Below are 18,302 nucleotides of genomic sequence, written 5' to 3'. Positions count from 1 at the left end.
TTTTTTATCAAATCAGCTATGGCATTTCAAAGCAGAGGAGTTCTGTGATGTATACCAGTAATTTAAATAATTTAATCCTTAATAGTGATAGCTATAAAACCTCACATTGGGTGCAATACCCAAGCGGTAGTGAGTATCTGTCGAGCTACATAGAAGCCCGTAAAGGCGACTATGATGTGATGTTTTTTGGCTTGCAAGCCTTTATCAAAGAATACCTAAGCACCCCCATTACCCATCAAGATATCGATGAAGCCGAAATGGTCATTCAAGCACACGGCTTGACCTTTAACCGTGCTGGTTGGGAGCGTTTGGTGGACAAACACGGCGGCTACCTGCCGTTGCGTATCGAAGCTGTCCCCGAAGGTAGCATCGTGCCAGTATCTAACGTGGTCTGTCAGGTCATCAATACCGACCCTGAGTTTTACTGGTTACCAAGCTATATCGAAACTGCTCTATTACGTGCGATTTGGTATCCATCAACGGTCGCTAGTGTCTCGCATTATTGTAAAAATATCATCCGTAAAGCATTAGAAAAATCAGCAGATAACACAGATTCGCTTACTTTTAGGCTGCATGATTTCGGCTCACGTGGTGCATCTAGTCAGGAGTCTGTAGCACTCGGTAGCTTGGCACATTTGGTGAACTTTGCGGGTACAGACTCAATGGCGGCGTTAATAGCTGCCAGTCGTTGGTATCAGATGGGCCAAGATATGCCAGCGTTTTCTATCCCTGCGGCTGAACACAGTACCATGACAGCATGGGGCCGCGATGGCGAAACCGCTGCCTTTGCCAATATGATCGAGCAGTTTGGTGGTGAAGGCAAAGCATTTTCGGTGGTGTCTGACAGCTACGATCTATGGAACGCCATCGATAACATTTGGGGTGGCAGCCTAAAAGACGACGTGAAAAATATGGGCGGTACACTGGTTATTAGACCAGACAGTGGTGAGCCTACCAAAGTAGTCCGTGAAGCATTAGAGCGTTTGGCAGTGAAGTTCGGGACAACTATTAATAGTAAAGGTTATAAGGTACTACCTGATTATGTACGAATCATCCAAGGGGATGGTATTAGCCCGCAAAGCTTGACCAAGATTATTAATGTCATATTAAAAGCAGGCTTTAGCGCAGATAATGTCACATTCGGTATGGGTGGCGGTCTATTACAGCAAGTCAATCGCGATACCATGAGCTGGGCAATGAAAGCCAGTGCTATCTCTATCGATGGCGTATGGAAAGACATTTATAAAGATCCTATCACTAGCCTCTCGAAACGCTCAAAAAAAGGTCGCTTGGCTTTAGTCCAAAACGCTGACGGACAGCTAACAACTATCAAGGCCGATGAATTGGTAACTGATGCAGACAACCTACTACGGGATGTCTATGTCGATGGCAAGCTATTAGTCGAAGACAGTCTGACGACTATTCGGGAGCGTGCAGGATGGTAAAAACCAATAAGCTAACTTCTGTCGCAAAGGATATTTTACTTGCCCCGGTCTACCTCTATCAAGGACGAAAAATCAAGCGAGATACCGTTAGATTGCCTGAGCCAAATGGGGAAAGGAATGGTCGTGTCAAACTAAACCAGTCTACGGATGTCAAAAAAACCACGCTAAACTTAATGGTTGTTGGTGACTCGGCCGCCGCTGGTGTTGGTAGTGCGTCACAGCAGGAAGCCCTAGTCGGCAAGCTCATTCCAATCCTAACACAGCAGCCCACCATCAATACTCAGTTTGAGGAGCTGATATGGTCATTGCAAGCAACGACTGGCCATACCAGCTTTGATATCCTTCGTAGGCTATATATTTTGCCTATGCCTAGTCAACCCGTTGATGTGATGGTACTAAGTGTTGGCGTCAATGACACTACTTCTAATGTTTCTACACACAAATGGCAGCAGCAGATTGAAGATATCATTGCTATTGCTCAGCGTAAATTTGGTGTGCGAGAATTGATTTTTTCAAGTCTACCACCGATGGCACAAATGCCTGCAATACCTACTCCACTCAATAACTTTGTTGGTGCGAAAGCCTCAATGCTCGACACAGTATTGCAAAAAATCTGTGCCGATCATGATGGTGTCAACTATATGGCAACTGACTTTGCACGGATGATAGAAGAACACTCTAATGGCACGCCTATCGATATTGCTGTAATGTTTGCCAGTGATGGCTTTCACCCTAGCAGTCTTATGTATGGCTATTGGGCGCAGCAATTATCAGAGCAGATTGTACAAGCAATAGAAACTACCACTGCCTAAAACTTACATACAGTCAGCGAGCCACTGAGCCACTATAGCATTACCCTACTTAAAGGTACTACTTATACAGTTGGCTGTCTTGTATCCATTACAGAGTGCTTTGACTATAATGCTACTTATAAAATTCAAATAAAAAAACCGCTGAATATCAGCGGTTTTTTATTGCTTATCGAGATGTATTTATACCATAGGTATAAATTACTCAGCAGCTTTCTTACTACGACCACCAAACGCACCAAAGCGTTTGTTGAAGCTAGCAACACGGCCTTCAGTAGAAGTTTTACGTTGCTCACCAGTATAGAATGGATGTGACGCACTTGAAATATCAAGTGGGTAGTATGGGTATTCTTTACCTTCATATTCACGAGTAGCTTTAGTTTTAACTGTTGAACGAGTCAAAAAGAAAACGTCAGCGTTAGTGTCGTGGAACAAAACTTCTTGGTAGTTAGGATGGATATCTTTACGCATAATAAGCTCTCTATGTCCGATGTATGTATAGAGATTTTAGACGGTATCTTTTATGATACGCAAAATCAATAATGACATACGTAACTGAGGCACTAAGGGCATTTATAAGTATGGCAACTGCGTCACTGGCTTATTCCAGCACCCAATACCATTTCCCTGCTCACTTAGCCTTTCCCCAGCGGGAAAATTAAACCGCGATTTTAACGTTTTTTGGTGTTTGACGCAAGCATATCTGATATTAAGACCCTAATAATATAAGAATACAAAACTGACAAAAACCAGTCAGGCCTGACTTAAAAATAGCATGACATATTATTCGGTTAACAATTTTGCGAGCGTCAGTATCCCTGATGATAGCGGGCTATCTTTACGATAAACAATCGATAGCTGGACATTTTTTGCACCATTACTCAGTGGTGTCATGACCAATGACTTTTCATATCGACTACCTACCACCATGTTTTGGCCGATAATAGTATATCCTAGCCCCGCAGCGGTACAACCTAAGACACCATCGGCGCTGCTCATCAACATCAGCTCATCACTACTTCTACCTGCTTCCTGCTGCCAAATGAGCGCCTGTGTTCTGTAACCACACCCTTCATCACGCACCAATAGCACAGGGTCATGCTCACTGTCTAATGGCGTCACCATCACTAGCGTTTCTTTTACAATAGGAATCACCTCAAGATCTTTGTGCTTAGGTGGATTGCCGATTGCCGCACAATCTACTTTATGGTTCAGTACAGCTAGTACCAACCGATCACTAGTGTCTGTATGAATTTTAGCGCGAATCTCAGCATGATTTAACTTAAGTTGTTTGAGTGCCAACGGCATATGAACGGCCGCAAAGGTTTCCGGCATACCGATTCTTAATTCATAACTGTCTTTGTTACACAAAATAGCCGAGGTTGCCTGATACTCTAATTGTAAAATTTGATCGGCATAGTCGCACAGCTGTCGGCCGCTAGGAGTTAATTGCAACTTTCTGCCAACGATATTGAATAACTTTGTGTCCAGCTCTCTTTCAAGCTTTTTGATACGATTAGTGATATTCGACTGGACGGTATGCAGTTTTTCAGCAGCGCCTTTAATGCCATCTTCATCAACCACCGCTTTAAACGTTTTTAGCCCCAAAATCTCCATATAGACATCCTTATCCATTTATTAAACACTTCTTATAATAAGAATCTTTTGTTCTAAATAATTCAATTTTTAAGACTAACAGAGTCACGTATTCTTTGTGAATCACTTTCCTATATTAAGTCATAAAAATGTCTATAAAGCTCACGAAAATCCGTGTATACATTGCTGGAATTTGTAGTTTGATAGTGACCGTAGGTGTTGCTAGGTTTTCGTATAGCCTGCTATTACCCGTTATGCAAGAAGGCGCGGGCTTAACAGATCTAGGTAGCGGATGGTTGGCTAGCACCAATTTTATGGGCTATATGTTTGGTGTGTTGCTTGCTGCGAGTATGCATAATCTCAATTATAAATATAACTTACATCGTATATATCTTGTTTTGAGTGTCATCACTTCTGCTACCATGGTTTTGACCACAGATATAACCACTTGGGCAATATTGAGATTCCTCGCTGGAACCTGTGCTTCGGGTGGATTTATTATCGCTTCAGGATTGGTACTAAAATGGCTAGTAAAAAACAACCACCGTGCTGAGTTAGGTATTCATTTTGCAGGTGCAGGTTTGAGCATCGTCATCACCTCGTTATTGTTTGAGGCAATACAAGCGCTAGAAGCAGATTGGCAACAGCAGTGGTTGGCCTTATCTGTCTTGGCGATTGTCTTTGCTGTACCTGCGTGGTTATGGATGCCACATCCTTCCACCGAAAATAAAAATCAAGAAGTGGTTAAGGACAACCCACCCAGTAAGACTTTCAAGTCACTCATGATGCTCGCTTACTTTTGTGCTGGTTATGGCTACGCGGTAAGCTCTACTTTTATTGTTGATATTGTAGAAGGTACCAAAGGTTTGCAAGGGCAAGGCGGTTTGGTTTTTCTTTTGATTGGCTTAGCTGCTATACCCGCTGCACTTATATGGGATCGTATTGCTCGAAGATTTGGTTATCTCAAAACGCTCATTGCCGCCTATCTGTTACAGGTAACGGGTATCATACTACCTGCTCTCAACAACAGTTTACCTACTGCCATAGTCAGTGCCTTATTATTTGGTGGCACTTTCATCGCTTGTGTGAGCTTGGTATTAACAATGGCAGGTAAGTTTTTTCCCAGTGATCCTGCCAAATTTATGGGAACAATGACATTGTCTTATGGCGCGGCTCAAATTATAGCACCCGTCTGCACTGGTTATATTGTCGAGATTTATGGAAGTTATAACCCAGGCCTATACCTGTCAGCAGCGGTTGTCATGGTTGGTACAGTTTTTTTATATAGCTTGTTAAATTTGAAACATCCTTAGCTAAAGAAAATAGTTCATGTCATACTACCAGGCAAATGTTCAAAATAGCCTAAAAATATGTTTTGGAATGAAATAAAGCAGCTATCGAACGAGCTATTTTCCATATTATAAAAGTTACCCTTTTATTACTACCTAACATATATTCAGTAAAATAAGTAAATACTCTTGTTAACCTCAGAGTTTATTGTTATATTTATATATAAGAATTTACGAATATAGTACTCAGTACTGAGGAATCAAAGAAATGGATACAGCAGAAGTTGCGTTAGTCACTGATGCAGATACAATAGAAGTTGAGTTTGTAGGTATAGATAAAGAATGGGATAAACAAATATCAGACTATAATTTTGACGTCTACCACTTATCTGGTTGGATTACGGCATCATCTGTCATCGATAAAGGGACTCCTCAAGGTATCATCGCTCACTATAAAAACAAAAAAGTATTTCTACCTATTATCATACGAGAAATAGATGCAGAGTGTTGGGATGCCACATCTACTTATGGTTACGGTGGTCCTGTGATGGACCAGTCTCTAACCGATGCCCAATTAGATATCATTCTAACAGAAATAAGGGCCTGTCTCTTTAAAAAAGGCTGTGTCTCTCTATTTATGCGCCTGCACCCAATCATCAATAAAGATTGGCTACCCACTGTTGGACAAGCCTTAACTCATGGGCTAACATTAATATCTGACCTAAATAAGTCTGAAGAACAACACTGGAGCGAAACCCAAAATCGCCATCGCAGAGGTATCAAAAAAGCTCTAAAAATGAATGTTGTGACCAAGATTGAGCCATTAACTAAAGAAAATGCCATGGTGTTTTCAAAAATTTATAAAGAAACTATGGCGCATGTCAAAGCATGTCAATATTACTTTTTTGATGATGCTTATTTCTTCAATTTATTTAAGAATCTTCACGACAGAATACTCTTGATAACAGCCTATCAAAATGGCAAAGCGATTGGGTCATCTATATATACCCTCTGTAAAGAATCTGGCATCATGCAATTCCATCTTGGCGGTACACTTAATGACTATACAAATTTGCAGCCATCCAAACTGATTACTCATGTTGCGCGTGGTTGGGGCAGAGAAAATCAATATCAGCTACTACATTTTGGTGGAGGTTTAGGCTCTAAACTAGATTCTTTATATGAATATAAAAAAGGATTTAGCTCACGAGAATTATTATTTAAAACCTATAGACTGGTCGTCAATCCAGAAAAATATGCTGCATTAGTCGCCAACAAACGTTTTACTAAACACGATTTGAACTCAGATTTTTTCCCTTTGTATAGAAAAGAACCTACTATAGAGAAAGTTGTGGAGACTGATTAAGCGCAGCCTTTAACAAGCATATTATTACAAACCACTTCTCTTCTGTTGTAGCTTGGATAGACTTGTCTATAAATTAATAATGTTGATGAAAATGAGATAATATTCCGTCCAATAATAAAAGTAGCGCACATGATAGTAGAGTATTGATCATATATTTAACGATGTTTGACAAGACTTAAACATCTGAGTCTATTAAGATGACTATCAAGTGAATTGAAAACAGACCTTCCTTAGATACTCAGAAAAATAAAAAAGCAGCCACGATAATGGCTGCTTTTTTTTAACTAAAAATCAGCATATGCGCTCAATCTAATAAATATCTGTCTAAATGTACTAAAAATGACCAATTATTGACAAAACTCATGTATGTATTTACTTATTTGCCATCATATTAGATGTAGTTTTTCGTAAAATAACCCTATAGTGCTTAAGAGTCACTACACAATAGTAAATATCACCATTACTACTTAATATGTATATTGAACTTAAAAAATTCGCACGCATATCAACAGTTATAAGTTATTTAAGGTACAAAAAATTCAATAAATATATCGATCACGATCTGCTATAAATGATATTAAGGATACGATAATAACAATGACTCAATCTATGACTGACAATCAAATGCATTCTGCCAAACGCGTTGGTATTCTTGGTGGTGGGACGGCAGGAGCAACGATCGCTATTCGCCTTGCAGCATTAGGACTAGAAACTTATGTTTTTGAAAAAAACAAGTCACTAATTGACGGCCCTCCGATGTGCCATTTACATGCAGGTGGCAATTTGTATCGTGAAATTCCTGATGAAGACTGTGTCACACTGCTCAAACAATGTATCGATATTTTGCGATTGTATCCTCATACCATTGATGTCCGTCCAACGGTATTTGCAGTGCCAACTCGCGATGAAGGTTTGCCTGAAGATTTACTGCCACGCCTCGATATATTAACAGATACATACCGTGAGCTTATCGCTCAAGACGTCAGTAATAAAGTATTGGGTGAGCCAGAGAACTACTATCAGCTCTATAGCCACGAGCAGCTGATTGAGCTTTCTGAGCGTGAGCAAGTCGCTGTACCGACTACCGTTGATGAGTGGATGATACCAGTTGCTAAGTATCTAGACCTTAATAAAGTTAAATATCCGCTGATTGTTGTACAAGAGTATGGTTGGAATATTTTTCGACTAGCCGCCTCTGCGCAACTGGCGTTAGAAAGCTATGCGCATGCCCATGTCTTTACTGACACTGAAGTGCAGCAAGTCATGCCTGTCGACTGTGAAAACTGCTCAAATGCAGACCACCATGTCACCAAATGGCGTATCGACTATCAGCAAGCATCTCATGACAAACCCAACATGAAATGTGACTCCGCTACCAAATCTATCGAAGTCGATTACTTAATCAATGCTTGCGGCTTTCGCACTGGCATAATCGATGATATGGTCGGTGTAAAAGTAACTCGCATGGTTGAATTCAAATCTTCTTATATCACGCATTGGGACAATACTGGCGGACAAATCCCAGAGATTATCGTCTATGGTAGTCGCGGTACACCAGAGGGTATGGCCCAGCTCACACCTTATCCGGGTGGCTATTTTCAAATACACGGCATGAGTAAATTTATCACGCTGTTTGATGATGGATTGGTCGCCTCTAGCAAAGACAGCGCGCAACCCGAATTGCCACCCCAATACGTACACTATATTGAAGACGGCTGGGACAAAGCACCATTACAAGCGCGTAGTCAGCAAGCTATCGACTATGTTGCCGAATTCGTACCGACATTTCACAGCGCGCGTACGGTGGGTAATGCGCTATATGGCGGACAGCAGATACCTGGGAAAGACGATACGCTACGTGTTGCGGATGTAAGTTTATACTCCAATATACGTTATGCACGTGCTGAGAATGTCAAAGCGTCATCGACTTTGATTGCGGCAGATCAAGTTGTCGATGAGCTGGTTGAGCTTGGTTTGATTGAGCGTGACACAAAAGAAAACCAAAATCGTTATACTCATAATTGGCCTTACTTGACACAAAACGATAGCTCAGCGATTGATAAAGTCGCCCATGTACTGGCTGAACAACGTGGGTTTCCGTCACCGATGGCTGGTGTCAATCATAGTATTCCAGAATCAGCTTAAGACCTGGCTGAACGTTAATCGCTTGTCGATGATAAATGGCTTTTATGATTTGTAAGGTCTATGATCGACTGCTTTTAATGATAGTCTGAATCAAAACCTGTCCCAAAATTGAAGAAAAAAAAGAGAGGATAGCTAACTATCAGCTATGCTCTCTTTTTTATAAAAAATAAAATCAATACCTTATAGGGTTCAATACATTATAAAACACATGATTTTCATTTCAGAATACGGTTATAAATAGTAGAGACCTTATCTATTAGTTACCAACCATCTTTTCTGTATCGACGGCAGAATCTATGGTGACCACTGTCTTAAGTAGATCAATGGCGTCATCAATAGTATTACATACAACCAAACGCTCAAGATCTTGCTGCTTCATAAAACCTTGCTCAGTGGTGTATTTCAAGTGCTCAATCATACGATCATAGAAACCATTAATATTCAGGATAATCATTGGTTTTTCATGCTGATATAGCTGTCGCCACGTTGCAATTTCCATGATTTCTTCTAATGTACCTAAGCCGCCCGGTAAGGTAATAAAAGCATCAGCATATTCTGCCATTACTGTTTTACGGGTGTGCATGGTATCTGTCAGGTGCAAACGTGTTAACTGATTATGAGCAATTTCGTGCTTCAGCATAAAAGTTGGAATCACACCAACGGCTTGCGCATCCCCTTTGACAACTTCATCCGCAACAGCACCCATCAGCCCGATACTCGCGCCACCATAAACCAAACCCATGCCATTATTTGCCAGTGCCAAACCCAGTTCACGAGCCGCTTTTTCATAGACGTCGCTGTTTCCCAAACGCGATCCACAATATACGGCCACCAATGGCATCGTTAACGTTGATTTATCTACTGCTTTTTCTATATTGCTAATATCTTGGCTGGTAATGACTTCATAAGTATCGTTGTTAATTTTCATTTGCATAGAACATCCTTAATAGTGACAACACATGAATTTTCACTTGTTTTTATGTATATAGTTTTCGTTATCGCAAGGTATGAGATCAGAGCAATACCTTGTTATATAATCGCGCTTTTATCTTAACATAGCTGATGTGTTTGGGTAGTGACAACGATTTATCAACACGTAAAATAGCCTGCCTATCTTATTTAGCGCTCACTTTTTCTTTTGCTAGAGTGTCGGCATTAATACGCTTAATCAGTGCAGAATGTAGAGACGGCTGTATGTTGTGAATGTTGCCTATCATCCATTTAACATAGCTGATAGGTACATCTTTAATTGGCTTGCCCTTATGCTTACCAAATGGCATCTTGCTCACAGGAGTCGCTTTGTTCGAAATAGCATGTGCCAATGCAAAATCCGTCGGCTCAATCTCTAAGCGCTTGCAGCACGCTTTATAAAGCAAAAAACACATGCGTACATCACCTAGCGCATCGTGAGCGGCAATCGTCATACTGCTCGCCTCGCCTTTGCCCAATAACTGCTCGATACATTTGGACTGCCCATAAGCGCGCCATTCAGGAAAGGCTACCCGTGCCAGCCGCACAGTACAAATAAGCTTGGCAGATGGCTGACCAATCACTCGCCAATCGAAACGTACATTATGACCGATCAAATATGCCGGCAACTCAAACTTATCCAAATCAAAGCGCTCATAGCCGGCCACATCGGCATCGGTGATGCCATGAACTTTGATAACAACGGGCGATATAGAGCGACCACTATTAAAGTACTGCATCCACTCAAACCCAGTAGCCACATTGATGGTTGCTACTTGTATAGGTCTTGGGTCACGACCTTGATCCGTTTCAGTATCAATAATAAGCGCCGTTTCAACCCCAGCAGAGACATCATTATTATCAGAATTCTCGCTCATAACATATTCACCATCAATAACTGCCCCAGTATCTAAATATTCAACAGACCTTACTCATAACGTCCTATATTTATGGGGTTAAAAGCCATAGATAACAATATGATAGATAACAATGCGATACAGACCTTAAGTGACAAGACTTCTATAATAAAAGTTAAACATCACAAGACACTTAAGAGAGCTCAATGCTAGCAGATAAACGAGAGCAGCCACCAACGCCTTCATTTTTCGGTCACGTACTAAGCGTACTGATTAAGGCAGCTGTGTTAATCGTGCTACTATTTGTCTTTGATAAGCTGTTGCCCAGCATTAGTCAACAGACACAGTCATTCGTGGTCGCCAAGTGGCAACAGCTCAGTTTATTACAACAAGAGCTACCTACAGAAGACAGCCTGCCGAACCCACTACCAGGACAAAACCTAACCGATACTTGGGGTGCAGCACGCAGTCAAGGTCGCTCTCATGAGGGTATTGATATTTTTGCAGCGCGCGGCACTCCGATACAGTCAGCAACGCAAGGCATCGTCCGTAAAGTCGGTGAGAATAATTTGGGCGGCCGTGTGGTGGTAGTCGTTGGGCCTGGCGGCGCAGGGCATTACTATGCGCATTTAGAAGACTATGCTGATATCGCTCCTGACAACTGGGTAGACGTTGGCGATACGATTGGTTATGTAGGCGATAGTGGCAATGCCAAAGGTACACCACCCCACCTTCATTACGGCATCTATATTAACGGTAGTGCCGTTAACCCATACCCACTGTTGCAAAAAAAGTAAGGTCTGTTTAGGGTGCAGATCTAACGTAAGTGGCTGGAAACACCATGCTAAATGTCGAACCAACGCCTTCTACCGAGTCAATTTGCAAATTGGCCTCATGTTGATACAACACATGTTTTACAATTGCCAAGCCCAGTCCTGTGCCACCAGTCGCACGACTACGCCCTTTATCAATGCGATAAAAACGCTCTGTCAAACGTGCGATATGCTCAGGGGCAATACCAATACCATTATCTTCAACAGCAAACTTACAGCCCTCTGACGTCTTCGTCCAGCTGATGGATATGTCACCACCTTTTGGCGTATATTTGATAGCGTTAATCACTAAGTTAGATAATGCACTATTTAAGTACATCTCTGAGCCTTGTAGCCCATCATAAGTGTCTATCTGTAAATGAATAGTATGACCATACGCTTGGTTATAGGCTTGCGCATCATCATATACATGCGTCAGCAGCTTGGTCATATTAATATAATTGAACTCATGAGTTTCTTCGATTTCGATGCGAGATAGTAGCAGTAAATCATTTACGATTCTATTCATGCGTGCTGTCTGCTGGGTCATCAGCTCAAAACCACGTCGCCACTGTGGCGGCATATCAGGCTGATGTGAGAAGTTTTCTAGATAGCCCATCATCACTGTCAATGGTGTACGCAGCTCATGTGAGACATTGGCCACAAAATCGCGGCGCATTTCCTCTAAATGCTGTAAGCGCGTCACATCATAAATAATGAGTAGTTTTTCATCACCGAACGGCGTTATTTCGCACTTTAGGTAACGCTTAGCATCTCGCCATGACTCTATATGAACACCATCGTTCGGTATGGGTATCGAATGATAGTATTCACGAAACTCAGGCGCACTCACAAAGTCAAAAATACTTTGACCTTTAGACCTTGCTTGTAATAGGAGTAAATCTTCTGCCGCTTGATTCCACCACTCTAATCCATCATCATTATTCAGTAAAATAACTGCATCTCGTAGCGCTTGTACGGCGCTACTGATCTTTTTAAGTTGTGCTGTCGCATTCTGCTGGGCGGCTGGCTCTAACGCACCCTGTTGCTCATTTTCTATTGGCATTATCACGCTCATCCGTCATCCTTAGCACTATTCACTATATTACGTTGCAATTGCTATGACACTTTTTATCGTAAATCAAGTTGGTTCAATAAAGCTAGAAAATCGATAGCCTGTACCACGCACCGTTTGTATCAACGTATCACACTGATGCGGGCGCAATAACGTGCGCAAACGCTTAATGTGTACATCAACGGTTCTATCTTCAATATAGACATTGCCGCCCCATACCTGATCTAGCAGCTGTGTCCGCGTATAGGCACGCTCTGGGTGGCTCATAAAAAATGCCAGCAATCGATACTCAGTGGGGCCGACATCGATGACTTTACCAGCAGCTGTCACGCGCTGGCTTTTGGTGTCTAAACTTAGCTTTCCAACTTCGATAGGCTTATCACTACTCAGCGCACTACTGCGACGTAGTACAGCTTTGATTCTAGAGATCAGCTCACGTGTAGAGAATGGCTTGGTCATATAGTCATCAGCACCCGCATCGAGACCATGAACTTTGCTATCTTCTTCACTTTTAGCCGTCAACATAATGACAGGGATTTCAGAAAGCATTTCGTCGTTTTTGAGCATACGGCAAAAATCAACGCCACTTTTGTCGCCAGGGAGCATCCAATCTAATAAAATAAGCGCAGGTCTATGATCAACCACTTGTTGATGCGCTTCTGATACGTCAACTGCCTGCAAGCTATCAAACCCTGCCATATCTAGCGTCATAACAATCATTTCACGAATCGCAGGCTCATCTTCAACAATTAAAATTTGCTCATTATACATACGGTATTCTCAGCGTTAGAGGACAAAACTTACCCTAAAAAATAGGCGCTAGTTGCTCGCCAGATTTTATCTATTAGACGGATTAATTATGACAGCTTAATGACATTTGTTTTAACTGCCTTTTCTTAATATCAAATCCAAGTGTTTAATTTACTTCTAATAAAAAATTCAACGGCCCATCATTGATACTCAATACTTGCATATCAGCACCAAACTGACCAGTAGCGACCTGAGAATGCTGCACCTGTGCATAGGCGACCAATTGTGCAAACAACGCTCGTGCGGCATCAGGGGCCATGGCATTGCCAAAGTCAGGACGACGCCCTTTGTCTGTCTTTGCCATTAGAGTAAATTGTGAGACTAGTAATAACCCACCACCTACTTGTTGGAGGTTTTTATCTAATTTACCATATTTAGCAGGGTTCTCATCATTTTCAAAGATACGATAAGTCAGAATTTTATCGATCATTTTCTGCGCACTTTGTAGCGTATCATCGTGACCCAAACCAATATATGCCAACACACCTTGCTCAATATTACCGACACAGTGTCCATCGATAGTAACACTCGCACCCTTTACTCTTTGTATTAGTGCTTTCATTTACTGACTCCTTACAGATTATGCTCATACAATAATATGCTGTCCATGGTAAAATGCAGCCACTCACTTGCCTATTAATTATTACATCAAACTCTATTTTGGTAACCTCATTATGAATTTATTCACCACTTTGCAACAGCTTGTCCCACAACAACAGCTAAGTAAAGTTGCTGGACGTTTGGCTGCCAGTCGACACCCTTACGTCAAACGTGCTTTTATCCGTAGTTTTGCAAAGGCATACCATGTCAGCTTGGACGAATATGAGCGCCAAAGCCTTAACGCTTATGAAAGTTTTAATGACTTTTTTACTCGTGAGCTCAAAGAAAATGTTCGCCCTATCGACACCACAGTTGACGGTATTGTCAGCCCTGCGGATGGTATCATCTCTCAACTCGGTCAGATTGACAACCATAAACTGCTCCAAGCCAAAGGACGCTACTATGACGTCGGGCAGCTACTCGCCGACAGCGAAGATGGTAGCTATTTTGCTGATGGTAGCTTTGCGACCGTCTATCTAGCACCTAGTAATTATCATCGTGTCCATATGCCATTCGCGGGCACCTTGACCAAGACACGCTACGTACCAGGTACGCTGTTTTCAGTCAATACCACCACGGCAGCTAACATACCTGACTTGTTTGCGCGCAATGAGCGCTTGGTTTGTATATTTGATACAGCCTACGGTAAAGCCGCTGTGGTGATGGTTGGGGCGATGATTGTCGCTGGTATCGAGACAGTAGCGACAGGCAAGATTGCCCGTACTCAGGATATTCAAGAAGCAGAGCATGACATGAGCTTTGAGAAAGGCGATGAACTTGGCCGTTTTTACTTAGGCTCAACGGCGATTATCGTATTGCCAAAAGCCGCAAAGGCTGACTGGCAAGACAGTATGAAAGCCAATAGTGTGGTGCAAATGGGACAGTTATTGGGCAATATCAATACCAAGTAAAGTGTCCTTTCGTACAAAAACTAAAGCCCAGTTAGACGTCATGATTTGCGTCTAACTGGGCTCTTTGCTGACTTTAGCTGATACTAAGATGGTTCATGCTCATATCGAAAGCGCTTCAGTACCGAAAACCTTTCAATATTAAAAGTCTCTTAATATCGAAAATGCTTATGAATAGGATAAGCAAATAGGATGTTTTCTTCTTGTGTACCGCGTCCGATATTATGAATAATCATCGGAGTGCCATCGGGGGCTAATTTGTCTGAGACGATACCTATATGTGGTAAATTACCATTCGGCAAGCGCCATGACACGATATCTCCTGCTTGAAAACTGTCTTTATCGGTAATCGATAATGTCTGTCCATGGCGCTCAAAAAACGCTTCAAGATTGGGTACACGGCGATGATCGATGTTTTTGTCCGTCGACTTTAACCCCCAGTTTTTTGGATAGCTTGACCAGTTGGACTTCATGTCATGATTGACCAATTGCTGTAGATCGATATTTTGCAGGCGATAAGCTCTAATGACGACATCCGTACAGACACCTGTTTCTATCGGTACATCACCACGCGGAAAATCCAATTTACGATAAGCAGGATCATAACTAGTGGTAACGCCGATTTGCTTTTTGGCATCATTTGCCAATTTATCACCACTGCTTACGGAGGTTGTTGCTTGAGATATTTGCGCCAAACCCAATGCACTGACTAAAACCAGTGATTTGCATAGTGTTTTATAAGTTACAGACATTCTCATTTAACCATCTCTTTTTCATTGAAACTATATCCTAGTACACTAACACGTACAAAGAATAAGTAAGTTGTAAAATCTTTAAGCAATCCAACCATCCACCTAGAAATATGTTAGAAAAACTTAAAACTAAGCCGTGTTGAACATTCACAAGTCAAGCAACCACCCCTGCTGAGTCGCGTATCTAATATTTTCTGCTAACCAGTCATGAATACTAGGGAAGCTGTCTTTGATAAAATCATGTGCACCGCTCACTTGCGAGCGCGTAACACCTAGCTCAATCCATGTTTTTCCTTCAGTATTTAGATTGAGTAAAAAAGGCAACAGTCGATCAACCACTTTTAGCAGCTGAGCCTCTTTGCTATCGCCCGTTTCTTGCTCCTCCCAGACCTCGCATAAATCTGCAATACCATTGCCACGCTCCGCTTGCAATCGAGCAATGCCTTCGCGCTCTTCAACGTGTGCAGTACTACGGCTGCTCGCATAAAGAAAGGTATCACCGGCATCAATCTCACCCAAATCATGTACCAGTGCCAGCTTTAATAACTTTTCATGATTGACATCCAGCTCAAACTGCTCAGCGATAGACCAGCAGGCCATAGCCAAATGCCAAGAATGCTCGGCAGAGTTTTCTAAGCGAGTGGTACCTGTGACATAGCTGCGACGATTAACGCGTTTTAGGGCGTCCAACTCTAATAAAAAATGCGTCACATCATCTATCTTAATGCGCTGAGCGCGATTGGAATCAGTCAATGATGGAGGCTTAATTGATGATGCTGGAGTGGCTACTGACATACTGTTCTCTAGTTTTTCTATGAGTTGCTTTAGCTTAAGGTCTTTTGAACACAATAATGTCTATTATACATGGTATTAAACGGTACCTTACGTTGACTCTATTTTTATCACTGTTTTTAAATGAGGACACACTCTAGATATAAAAATAGCGCTGATACTATCAAGCGCTATCTCGTTCACGACTATTTGCAACCTCTTATTAGTCGAGGTTTATTAGGGCGTGTTAATAAATGCTTATTAATAAAGGCCTGCATAACTCTGACCGCTCAATACTGGCTCAATAATACCTCATATCACAAGCTACTTGATCAAGTTACTAATGGTTTTAAAGGCAGGATCACGACTTGAGCGACACAGCTCAAACAAAATGGTTTCAACAGTAGTAATCACACCACCAGCACGGCGAATGCGGCGAATGGCTTGTTTTTTGTCGTACGGAAAACGCGAGCCAACTGCATCTCCAATAATCACGGGCTGCATGCCATTGTCTAATAAATCAAGAGCGGTCTGTAACACGCAAACATGTGTTTCTACACCAAATAATAAAACAATACTGCGATTCTGCTGCGCTAGGTAATGCCATGAATCATCGTTATCACAAGCGCTAAAGGTTACTTTTTCAAAGCTTTTAGCATTATTACCTTCTAATACCTCACGTATCTCCGGCAAAGTCTCACCTAGGCCTTTTTTGTATTGCTCATTGAGCATAATGGGGACATTGAGCGCTTGCAGACCTTTGATAAGCGTCACGGTTTTTTTAACAATATTTTCGTGGTCATAGATATGCGGGGTGAGTCGCTCTTGTACATCGATAATCATGGCTTGCGTGTTTTCACGGGCGATTCGATAAGTACGTTCGGTAATCATAGTAGACATAGTACACTCCTTGTACAACTGGCATTGTTGATTCGCTTTACACTTATTTAGTCATACTTTATTCAGTGCGTCAATGGCGATGTCTTCAGGTTATCAATAAGATAAAAAAGGCCTCACAATAAATGTAAGGCCTTTCCTTTTTGACTGCATTATTTTAGATTGTTTAAACTTAGGTTTGATATTCAACCATGTATCACTTGGTGATCTTATCTAAACACCATACCACCATCCGTTAAAATGGTTTGCCCAGTGATATAATCTGAGTCTTCCGATGCTAAAAATGATACTAAGTTTGCGACATCATTGGGCTGTTGTGGACGACCAGCCAAAATCCCACTCGTGAATTCTGTCCAAGCTTGCTTAGGCTCATAACCTTTATGGTCAACGAACGCTTGATCGATTCGCTCCCACATCGGCGTATCAGCTACCCCTGGGCAATAAGCATTGACACGGATATCATACTTCGCCAACTCTTTAGCAGTCGCATAAGTAAACGCACGTACAGCAAATTTACTGGCACAGTAAAGGCTTAACATCTCATAACCTTCGTGACCAGCGATGCTACAAGCATTAATAATCTTGCCAATACCTTCTTGAGTTTTCATTTGTTCAGCAGCAGCTTGTGTACCAAAGACAACCCCTTTCACATTAATATCGAGTACCCGATCAATCTCAGATTCTTCAATTTCTAAAAAAGGAGATACAGATTCTACACCTGCATTATTAACAAAGACGTCTAAGCGACCAAATTTATCTACCGCATGTTTCACCACATTAAACTGGTCATCACGTTTTAGCACATTACCTACTACCGCGCTAACGTCAAAACCAGCATCAACTAACTTCTTCTCTGCCTTTTTAAGGTTCTCTTCATTGATATCATGTAGCACAACTTTGAAACCGTCATTCGCTAACCGTGTCGCAATTGCATTCCCCAAACCGACTGCTGATCCTGTGACTACTGCAACTTTTGTAGATGTTGCCTTAGATGCTTGAGTGTTCTTATTGTCTGACATAATCGACCTCGTATTATTATTAGTTTACCTAAGAAAAATAGCTAGTCTGTGTTATCACTATTTAGGTCTATAGTGCACTCTATCAGATTATCATAAACAAACACTTAATGCTCCATTCACTATTTCGAGCTTTACAAAGAAGCTTACTCCGACTAGATTTTTAATAAAACTACTCTCTAGAA

Annotated in this window: 18 protein-coding genes; 7 read left to right on the top strand and 11 right to left on the bottom strand. The window is 41.7% G+C overall.

What is annotated here, in order from left to right; genetic code table 11:
* Positions 1-47 precede the first annotated feature (47 nt).
* Both ACT3RN_RS09150 and ACT3RN_RS09145 read left to right on the top strand, forming a co-directional pair.
* Positions 48-1,445 (top strand): nicotinate phosphoribosyltransferase, encoded by a 1,398-nt coding sequence (locus tag ACT3RN_RS09150; RefSeq protein WP_192520495.1) that lies wholly within the window; start codon positions 48-50, stop codon positions 1,443-1,445.
* A complete protein-coding gene (locus ACT3RN_RS09145; protein WP_192520494.1) occupies positions 1,439-2,257 on the top strand; it encodes an SGNH/GDSL hydrolase family protein in 819 nt (272 codons plus the stop codon). The genes ACT3RN_RS09150 and ACT3RN_RS09145 overlap by 7 nt, the downstream gene beginning before the upstream one ends.
* Positions 2,258-2,455: 198 nt before the next feature.
* Here the strand turns inward: ACT3RN_RS09145 and ACT3RN_RS09140 are convergent, their stop codons facing one another.
* A complete protein-coding gene (locus tag ACT3RN_RS09140) occupies positions 2,456-2,725 on the bottom strand; it encodes a type B 50S ribosomal protein L31 (RefSeq protein WP_192520493.1) in 270 nt (89 codons plus the stop codon).
* 312 nt (positions 2,726-3,037) lie between these two features.
* Positions 3,038-3,871 (bottom strand): LysR family transcriptional regulator, encoded by an 834-nt coding sequence (locus ACT3RN_RS09135; RefSeq protein ID WP_192520492.1) that lies wholly within the window; start codon positions 3,869-3,871, stop codon positions 3,038-3,040.
* A 185-nt stretch (positions 3,872-4,056) separates the two neighbouring features.
* On the opposite strand from ACT3RN_RS09135, the gene ACT3RN_RS09130 reads away from it, so the two are divergent.
* The 3 genes from ACT3RN_RS09130 to ACT3RN_RS09120 all read left to right on the top strand — a co-directional run bounded on the left by ACT3RN_RS09130 (position 4,057) and on the right by ACT3RN_RS09120 (position 8,650).
* Positions 4,057-5,163, top strand: a complete 1,107-nt coding sequence (locus ACT3RN_RS09130) for a YbfB/YjiJ family MFS transporter (RefSeq protein WP_319021013.1) — start codon at positions 4,057-4,059, stop codon at positions 5,161-5,163.
* 244 nt (positions 5,164-5,407) lie between these two features.
* Positions 5,408-6,505 (top strand): hypothetical protein, encoded by a 1,098-nt coding sequence (locus ACT3RN_RS09125; RefSeq protein WP_442062492.1) that lies wholly within the window; start codon positions 5,408-5,410, stop codon positions 6,503-6,505.
* 597 nt (positions 6,506-7,102) lie between these two features.
* Positions 7,103-8,650: an FAD-dependent oxidoreductase gene (locus tag ACT3RN_RS09120; protein WP_192520080.1), complete on the top strand. Its 1,548-nt coding sequence runs from the start codon at positions 7,103-7,105 to the stop codon at positions 8,648-8,650.
* Between the two features lie 256 nt (positions 8,651-8,906).
* Here the strand turns inward: ACT3RN_RS09120 and ACT3RN_RS09115 are convergent, their stop codons facing one another.
* On the bottom strand, positions 8,907-9,584 hold the full coding sequence (locus ACT3RN_RS09115; protein WP_192520081.1) for an LOG family protein: 678 nt from the start codon (positions 9,582-9,584) through the stop codon (positions 8,907-8,909).
* A gap of 181 nt (positions 9,585-9,765) precedes the next feature.
* Positions 9,766-10,497: a putative quorum-sensing-regulated virulence factor gene (locus ACT3RN_RS09110; RefSeq protein WP_192520082.1), complete on the bottom strand. Its 732-nt coding sequence runs from the start codon at positions 10,495-10,497 to the stop codon at positions 9,766-9,768.
* Positions 10,498-10,682: 185 nt separating this feature from the next.
* Between ACT3RN_RS09110 and ACT3RN_RS09105 the strand changes: the two genes are divergently transcribed.
* Positions 10,683-11,273 carry a M23 family metallopeptidase gene (locus ACT3RN_RS09105; RefSeq protein ID WP_192520083.1) on the top strand — a complete coding sequence of 197 codons (591 nt, stop codon included), beginning with the start codon at positions 10,683-10,685 and terminating at the stop codon, positions 11,271-11,273.
* Positions 11,274-11,280: 7 nt separating this feature from the next.
* Here ACT3RN_RS09105 and phoR read toward each other — a convergent pair whose 3' ends face one another.
* The 3 genes from phoR to dtd all read right to left on the bottom strand — a co-directional run bounded on the left by phoR (position 11,281) and on the right by dtd (position 13,735).
* Positions 11,281-12,366: a phosphate regulon sensor histidine kinase PhoR gene (phoR, locus tag ACT3RN_RS09100; RefSeq protein ID WP_225739251.1), complete on the bottom strand. Its 1,086-nt coding sequence runs from the start codon at positions 12,364-12,366 to the stop codon at positions 11,281-11,283.
* Positions 12,367-12,429: 63 nt separating this feature from the next.
* Positions 12,430-13,134 carry a phosphate regulon transcriptional regulator PhoB gene (gene phoB, locus ACT3RN_RS09095; RefSeq protein WP_192520084.1) on the bottom strand — a complete coding sequence of 235 codons (705 nt, stop codon included), beginning with the start codon at positions 13,132-13,134 and terminating at the stop codon, positions 12,430-12,432.
* A gap of 145 nt (positions 13,135-13,279) precedes the next feature.
* A complete protein-coding gene (gene dtd, locus ACT3RN_RS09090; RefSeq protein ID WP_192520085.1) occupies positions 13,280-13,735 on the bottom strand; it encodes a D-aminoacyl-tRNA deacylase in 456 nt (151 codons plus the stop codon).
* Positions 13,736-13,847: 112 nt separating this feature from the next.
* Here dtd and asd point away from each other — a divergent pair, with 112 nt between their 5' ends.
* Positions 13,848-14,684, top strand: coding sequence for an archaetidylserine decarboxylase (gene asd / locus ACT3RN_RS09085; RefSeq protein ID WP_444518581.1), 837 nt, complete (start codon positions 13,848-13,850; stop codon positions 14,682-14,684).
* 149 nt (positions 14,685-14,833) lie between these two features.
* On the opposite strand, the gene ACT3RN_RS09080 is transcribed toward asd, so the two are convergent.
* From ACT3RN_RS09080 to ACT3RN_RS09065, 4 genes are all read right to left on the bottom strand, one after another.
* Entirely contained in the window at positions 14,834-15,433 is a 600-nt protein-coding gene (locus ACT3RN_RS09080) for a DUF1287 domain-containing protein (RefSeq protein WP_192520090.1), read from the bottom strand.
* Positions 15,434-15,580: 147 nt separating this feature from the next.
* Complete coding sequence (locus tag ACT3RN_RS09075) at positions 15,581-16,228, bottom strand: HD domain-containing protein (protein ID WP_192520087.1); 648 nt, start codon at positions 16,226-16,228, stop codon at positions 15,581-15,583.
* Positions 16,229-16,528: 300 nt separating this feature from the next.
* Positions 16,529-17,104, bottom strand: a complete 576-nt coding sequence (locus ACT3RN_RS09070) for an isochorismatase family protein (protein WP_192520088.1) — start codon at positions 17,102-17,104, stop codon at positions 16,529-16,531.
* Between the two features lie 206 nt (positions 17,105-17,310).
* Complete coding sequence (locus ACT3RN_RS09065) at positions 17,311-18,120, bottom strand: acetoin reductase (RefSeq protein ID WP_192992373.1); 810 nt, start codon at positions 18,118-18,120, stop codon at positions 17,311-17,313.
* Between the last annotated feature and the right edge of the window lie 182 nt (positions 18,121-18,302).

The organism is Psychrobacter sp. AOP5-GZ1-6 (assembly GCF_052376345.1).
In the GTDB taxonomy this organism is placed as follows: domain Bacteria; phylum Pseudomonadota; class Gammaproteobacteria; order Pseudomonadales; family Moraxellaceae; genus Psychrobacter.
This window is presented reverse-complemented; position numbering and strand designations above follow the sequence as displayed.